7 protein-coding genes, 1 tRNA gene and 1 pseudogene are annotated in these 6,000 nt (G+C 61.2%); 4 read left to right on the forward strand and 5 right to left on the reverse strand.

What is annotated here, in order from left to right; translation table 11 throughout:
- Positions 1–140 precede the first annotated feature (140 nt).
- Both BM300_RS25490 and BM300_RS25495 read right to left on the reverse strand, forming a co-directional pair.
- Complete coding sequence (locus BM300_RS25490) at positions 141–356, reverse strand: hypothetical protein (protein WP_013694234.1); 216 nt, start codon at positions 354–356, stop codon at positions 141–143.
- A gap of 63 nt (positions 357–419) precedes the next feature.
- On the reverse strand, positions 420–1,106 hold the full coding sequence (locus BM300_RS25495; RefSeq protein ID WP_092464311.1) for an energy-coupling factor ABC transporter permease: 687 nt from the start codon (positions 1,104–1,106) through the stop codon (positions 420–422).
- A 231-nt stretch (positions 1,107–1,337) separates the two neighbouring features.
- Between BM300_RS25495 and BM300_RS25500 the strand changes: the two genes are divergently transcribed.
- From BM300_RS25500 to BM300_RS25515, 4 genes are all read left to right on the forward strand, one after another.
- Entirely contained in the window at positions 1,338–1,964 is a 627-nt protein-coding gene (locus tag BM300_RS25500; protein ID WP_003205682.1) for a DUF1780 domain-containing protein, read from the forward strand.
- Positions 1,961–2,488 (forward strand): MOSC domain-containing protein, encoded by a 528-nt coding sequence (locus BM300_RS25505; protein ID WP_092150415.1) that lies wholly within the window; start codon positions 1,961–1,963, stop codon positions 2,486–2,488. The genes BM300_RS25500 and BM300_RS25505 overlap by 4 nt, the downstream gene beginning before the upstream one ends.
- A gap of 52 nt (positions 2,489–2,540) precedes the next feature.
- Entirely contained in the window at positions 2,541–2,714 is a 174-nt protein-coding gene (locus BM300_RS25510) for a DUF3094 domain-containing protein (RefSeq protein WP_003205686.1), read from the forward strand.
- 69 nt (positions 2,715–2,783) lie between these two features.
- Positions 2,784–4,082 (forward strand): NAD(P)/FAD-dependent oxidoreductase, encoded by a 1,299-nt coding sequence (locus tag BM300_RS25515; protein ID WP_092150412.1) that lies wholly within the window; start codon positions 2,784–2,786, stop codon positions 4,080–4,082.
- Between the two features lie 67 nt (positions 4,083–4,149).
- On the opposite strand, the gene BM300_RS31875 is transcribed toward BM300_RS25515, so the two are convergent.
- The 3 genes and pseudogenes from BM300_RS31875 to BM300_RS25525 form a co-directional block, all read right to left on the reverse strand.
- Positions 4,150–5,013, reverse strand: a complete 864-nt coding sequence (locus tag BM300_RS31875) for a methyl-accepting chemotaxis protein (protein ID WP_371856982.1) — start codon at positions 5,011–5,013, stop codon at positions 4,150–4,152.
- Positions 5,005–5,775 (reverse strand): annotated as a pseudogene (locus BM300_RS31880) (MCP four helix bundle domain-containing protein); the annotation flags it as partial. The gene BM300_RS31875 and the pseudogene BM300_RS31880, both read right to left, overlap by 9 nt.
- 148 nt (positions 5,776–5,923) lie before the next feature.
- Positions 5,924–6,000, reverse strand: a tRNA-Pro gene (locus BM300_RS25525).

The following is a 6,000-nucleotide window of genomic DNA, read 5'->3' on the forward strand; positions in this document are numbered from 1 at the left end:
GCTGCGCAGCAGCCCCAAAAAGCTGAATGCAGTCGATCTGAAACACCACAGTGTCAGGTTTCAGGGCTGCTACGCAGCCCAGCGGGGATAAATCCCCTCGCCATAGAGTCATCGTTTTCTTGGGTGTACGGCATTCGCCATTAAGGCCGCATGAAACCGTAGTCCTGTTCATCGTCGAGGTTTTCCGCCAGGAAACTCAACTCATCGGCCAGGTCTTCAGGGCTGCGCACTGTCTTGCTCTGTTGCACGATCGCACTGAGCAAGGCGCGCAGGCTCAAGCCTGGGTCAAAACCGATCTCCATTGCGGCATCGTGGCTACGCCTGATCTCTTGTCTGGCCCACTCATAAACACTCATGGTTGTGCTCCTGGAAATTTTCCAAAGCATGAATGGCGTGTGGTGGTACAGCCTTGACGTGAATCAAGGCTTGTCCTCATCGTTCCACGGAGCCGACAGGTAACGCGTGCGGTTGAAGGTCTCCAGCCATTCGGGACTGAACACCACCAATGCGCTGATCACCATACCGTTGATAAAGGCCTCGGGGAAAATGATCAACCAGAGGTAGCCGACAAAATCTTCCAGCCAGTAAGGCATGGCGAATATTCCGTCGTACCACAGCAGGCCAAGCCCCAGCAGCAGGCACGCCAGCGCCGAAAGCGCGGCCGCGAGAAACCCCGAACAGAAGATATACACAAACAGATTGCGCGGCTGGGCGCGCTCCACCAGGATCGCGCAGCACTCGGTGACCAGCACCGGCAAAAGGATCAGCAGCGCACCGTTGACCCCTACCGCTGCCAGGTCCTGGCGGCCCAGCAGCACCAGCGCTAGCTGCGCGCACAGGCCACCGAGGATCGCCAACGGCCAGTCCAGCAATAGCGTCACGGCAGTCATGCCGATGAAGTGATACGAGACACCCGTATCGAAATCCCGGCGCACCAGCCACAGCATGAACAACGCCAGCACTGTGCCGAACAGCAGATGCTGGCGACGGCTGTCGGTGAACAACTCGACCCACGGTGCCCGAAACACCGCCCAAGCCAAGGCAGGCAGAAAAATCAGCCAGCCGCCCGCCAGCGTCTGCGGGGAGAGCAGTTCGGCACCGATCATGGGACTACTCCTTTCGCTTGCCCTTGCCTCAAACAGGCTGTTGTGGCGAGGGAGCTTGCTCCCGCTCGAGCGCGAAGCGCTCGCAAATGCTTCGAGTCTGCTTCGCAGCCCAACGGGAGCAAGCTCCCTCGCCACGTTTTTTTCAAACCAGCAGTCTACACCCCGCCCACAACGCCCATTAATCCACGCAACGCTTTCAGCTTGTCGCAATTGAACGCTAAGCTTGGGCTCATGGATGACTCCGATTACTTACGCCTGCTGACCATCGCGGCCGAGCAAGCCAACGCCTTTCTCTCCAATGCCCGCAAATGGGAGCGTGAGCGTTGGGTTTGCCAGCGTCTGCTGCAAGGGCTGAACGTACCTTATCGCGCCGACGAGTTCGCGCCGGCCGGCGAGCCGCCGGACGTGTTGTTTCGCGATGCCAATTTCGAAGTGTTTTTCGTGCTCGACGAAGGTCGACGCCTCAATGACGAATGGCGCGATGAACTGCAACGCCGCCGCAGCGCCTTCTCCCTGAGCCAGCTGGTACGTCGCGAGGCCAAGCCGCGGCGGATTCCGGCCAATGAGTTCCTGATGCGGCTGGCCCCGACCCTGCGCAAGAAAGCTCACAACTACACCGAGCGCGGCATGGACCTGGGGGACCTGGACATCATCGCCTTCGCCAGCCTCAAGCGCGAAGTGCTGGACCTCAACAGTCACTTCCCACCGCCGACCGAATACCTGCGCCAGGGCTGGCGCTCGCTGTCACTGGTGGGGCCGACGTTTGCCCGGGTGCTGTTCGCACACCCCGACGCGCCGGACTTCCTGCGCAGCAACCTGGGTCGCAGCATTGTGTTCGATGTCGGGATCAGCCTGTGAGCCCACTGCAGGAATTGATTGCCGCTGTGCCCCAGCAGGGCCGCGTACGCTGGATTGGCGTACGACCTCAGGGCCACGCGCCCATGATCGAACTGGATGCTGTGGAGGCCCGCCTGGAGGCTGGGCTGACCGGCGATCACGCTCGCCCCGGCGTGCGCAATGCGCGGCAAGTGACGCTGATCCAATGGGAGCACCTGGCCGTGATCGGCTCGCTGATGGGCCGTCCCGAGGACCGGCCCGTGCTGCCACAGGAGCTGCGACGCAATATTGTGGTCAGCGGCATCAATCTGTTCAGCCTCAAGGGCCGGCGCTTTCGCGTTGGCCAAGCCATTTTTGAAACCACCGGCTGGTGCCAGCCTTGTGCCCGATTGGAGCGAAACCTCGGCGAAGGTACATTCCAGGCCGTACGCGGCCATGGCGGAATCACCGCCCGGGTGTTAAAAAGTGGAATCATTCGCCTGGACGACAGCCTGATCGTCGAACCCGTTCCGGCGAGCGGCTACGCTGCTTTCAATGCCGGCTAGCCGGACGCTGTAACGTCTTCACATTCCGCAACGTCTACCTGACGAGGCCTTTATGACCAGCCGCCTGAACCCAGAAGACCAGAAGCATGTCGAAGAGTACCTGCAACTGTCCCAGCACCGAGTCGAGCGCCGGCCTTTCCGGCCGTGGATGCTCCTGGTGGTGGTACTGGCCGTGACCATCGGCCTGGGCCTGTTGAGCCGACTGATCAGTTACCTGACGCTATGAGCCGCCCAGTCACACTGCCGCTCGCTCGGGTAACGGCACCGATTTCCTTTAGCCTTGCGAGATATCCCCATGACTCATCGTATTGTCATCGTTGGCGGCGGCGCCGGCGGTCTGGAGTTGGCTACCCGTCTGGGTAAGACTCTGGGCAAGCGCGGCACGGCCAGTGTGATGCTGGTCGACGCGAACCTGACCCACATCTGGAAACCGCTGCTGCACGAAGTGGCCGCAGGCTCCTTGAACTCCTCCGAAGACGAACTCAACTATGTCGCCCAGGCAAAATGGAACCACTTCGAGTTCCAGCTCGGGCGCATGAGTGGCCTGGATCGCGAGCGCAAGAGAATCCAACTGGCCGCCACCTACGATGAGGCGGGCGTCGAGCTATTGCCGGCCCGGGAACTGGGCTACGACACGCTGGTGATTGCCGTCGGCAGCACCACCAATGACTTCGGCACCGAAGGCGCAGCGCAGCATTGCCTGTTCCTCGACACCCGCAAACAGGCCGAGCGCTTCCATCAGCAACTGCTTCATCACTATCTGCGCGCCCACGCCGGGCAAACCGATGTCGTCGAGCGCATCAGCGTCGCCATTGTCGGAGCCGGTGCGACCGGGGTCGAACTGGCGGCCGAGCTGCATAATGCCGCCCACGAACTGCACGCCTACGGCCTGGACCGGATCAAACCGGAAAACATGCACATCACTCTGATCGAAGCGGGCCCACGCGTCTTGCCAGCCCTGCCGGAACGTATCGGCGGACCGGTGCACAAGACCCTGGAGAAACTCGGCGTCAACGTCATGACCAACGCCGCCGTCAGCCAAGTGACCGCCGACAGCCTGATTACGGCAGATGGCAAAGTGATCGACGCGAGCCTGAAAGTCTGGGCCGCCGGGATTCGCGCCCCGGACTTCCTCAAGGACATCGACGGGCTGGAGACCAACCGGATCAATCAGCTGCAAGTGCTGCCTACGTTGCAGACCAGCCGCGACGAGAACATCTTTGCCTTCGGCGACTGCGCCGCCTGCCCGCAACCCGGCAGCGAGCGCAACGTCCCACCCCGCGCCCAGGCCGCGCACCAGCAGGCCTCGCTGCTGGCCAAGTCCTTGAAGCTGAGGATCGAGGGCAAGGCCCTGCCCGAATACAAATACACCGACTACGGCTCGCTGATCTCGTTGTCGCGGTTCTCGGCAGTGGGCAACCTGATGGGCAACCTGACCGGCAGCGTGATGCTCGAAGGCTGGCTGGCGCGGATGTTCTACGTTTCGCTCTACCGCATGCACCAGATGGCACTGTACGGCATGTTCCGCACGGCCATGCTGATGCTGGGCAGCAAGATCGGGCGCGGGACTGAGCCACGGCTAAAACTGCACTGAGACCTTACAGATGATCGCTCCCGCGCTCTGCGTGGGAGCGATCATCCCTTCAATGTCCCTTCAATAATCAAACCTGAAATCGCTGCACCATCGTGCGCAACGAATTGGCCAGTTGCGACAACTCATGGCTGGACGCACTGGTCTGGTCCGCGCCGGAAGCCGAACGCACCGACAAATCACGAATGTTCACCAGGTTGCGATCCACCTCGCGGGCCACTTGTGCCTGCTCTTCGGCGGCGCTGGCAATCACCAGGTTGCGTTCATGGATTTCATTGACCGACGCCGTGATGGTCTGCAACGCGTCCCCCGCCCGCTCCGCCATGGCCAGGGTACTGGCGGCGCGACTGGAGCTGGCTTGCATGGAGTCGAGTGCCTGGGTGGCGCCGCTGCGCATGCCTTGGACCATTTGCTCGATTTCCTGGGTCGATTGCTGCGTGCGATAAGCCAGCGCCCGCACCTCATCGGCCACCACTGCAAACCCACGTCCACTCTCACCCGCCCGGGCCGCTTCAATGGCCGCGTTGAGGGCCAGCAGATTGGTCTGCTCGGCGATGGCGCGGATCACGTCCAGCACCTTGCCGATATCCTGCGATTGGTTGGCCAGGGATTGCACCAGGCCGCCAGTCACTTGCACGTCGCTGGCGAGGGCGCCGATGGCGTCGACCGTGTCGCTGACTCGCTGTTGCCCAAGGGACGCCGACTCACTGGACTGACGCGTGGCATCGGAAGTGGAAACCGCATTGCGCGCGACTTCTTCCACGGCGGTGGTCATTTCGGTGACGGCCGTGGCAGCCTGTTCAATTTCGTTGTTCTGTTGTTGCAGGCTTTGGGTGCTGTCGAGCGTGACGGCGTTCAGTTCATCGGCTGCGGTGGCCAGTTGCGCGGCCGAACCGCTGATGCCCTGCAACGTCTCACGCAGATTCTGCTGCATGGCCGCCAACGCCTTGAGCAAGCGACTCACTTCGTCGTTGCCATGGGTCTCGATTGGCCGGGTCAGGTCACCCCGGGCGACGTTCTCCGCAGCATTGAGCGCCTCACCCAAGGGTTTGACGATGCTGCGCGTGAGCAGCATGGCCAGGGCCACCGTGGCCAGGGCGGCGAGCACAACGAACAGGCTGACGATCATGCGGGAATTGGCGTAGTGCTCCTGGGACTTCTGACTCTCGATGGACACTTGCTTGGAGAACAGCTCCGCCAGGTCGTTGAGCTGTTTGCCGGAACCGTCCACCACGGTCTTCATGTCCACCAGCAGCAGCTTGATCAGCTCGTCCCGACGCCCTTGCTCTGCCAGGGTGAAGGATTGGGCGATACCCGTACGATAAGCGGCGAAGGTTTGCTTGAACTGGTCATAAAGCGCCTTGCCTTCAGGCGTCACGACGAGCTTTTCGTAGGCCGCGATTTTTTCGCTCAGCTCCTTGTCGCGCGTATCCATCTGTCCGCGATACACCGCAATATTCTTCGGGTCCTGGTCCAGGGCCATGCGCAGGGAAATGGTGCGGATGCGCAACATCCACTCGCGGATCTCATCACCACCGCGAATGCTCGGCAGCCACTGGGTCTCTACCGCGACTTCACTGTCACGGATACTCGACATCTGTCCCAGCGCGAACCCCCCGAGCAATGCCACCAGCACGGCGATCAAGGCAAAACCCAACGCGGCACGAGGGGCGATATTCAGCTGACGAAGAACCATAGGGAATGCCTTTTTTATTATTGGCCTGAAGTGGGGCAAGGCCCCTGTCGGCGGGTTATCGGCAGGTTGTACGATGTCTTAAGTCAAATCCGCTTTATCGCACGCAAAAAAAAAATCCCCGTATCTTTCGATACGAGGATTTTCAATATGGTCGGGGTAAGGGGATTCGAACTCCTGACATCCTGCTCCCAAAGCAGGCGCGCTACCGGACTGCGCTATACCCCG

Source organism: Pseudomonas sp. NFACC46-3, assembly GCF_900114515.1.
Lineage (GTDB): Bacteria > Pseudomonadota > Gammaproteobacteria > Pseudomonadales > Pseudomonadaceae > Aquipseudomonas > Aquipseudomonas fluorescens_Q.

Bases quoted from the DNA above. Each gene is read 5' to 3' on its own strand.
- BM300_RS25490 (WP_013694234.1), bottom strand. From the start codon at position 356: ATGAGTGTTTATGAGTGGGCCAGACAAGAGATCAGGCGTAGCCACGAT.
- BM300_RS25495 (WP_092464311.1), bottom strand. From the start codon at position 1,106: ATGATCGGTGCCGAACTGCTCTCCCCGCAGACGCTGGCGGGCGGCTGG.
- BM300_RS25500 (WP_003205682.1), top strand. From the start codon at position 1,338: ATGGATGACTCCGATTACTTACGCCTGCTGACCATCGCGGCCGAGCAA.
- BM300_RS25510 (WP_003205686.1), top strand. From the start codon at position 2,541: ATGACCAGCCGCCTGAACCCAGAAGACCAGAAGCATGTCGAAGAGTAC.
- BM300_RS25515 (WP_092150412.1), top strand. From the start codon at position 2,784: ATGACTCATCGTATTGTCATCGTTGGCGGCGGCGCCGGCGGTCTGGAG.
- BM300_RS31875 (WP_371856982.1), bottom strand. From the start codon at position 5,013: ATGCAGCAGAATCTGCGTGAGACGTTGCAGGGCATCAGCGGTTCGGCC.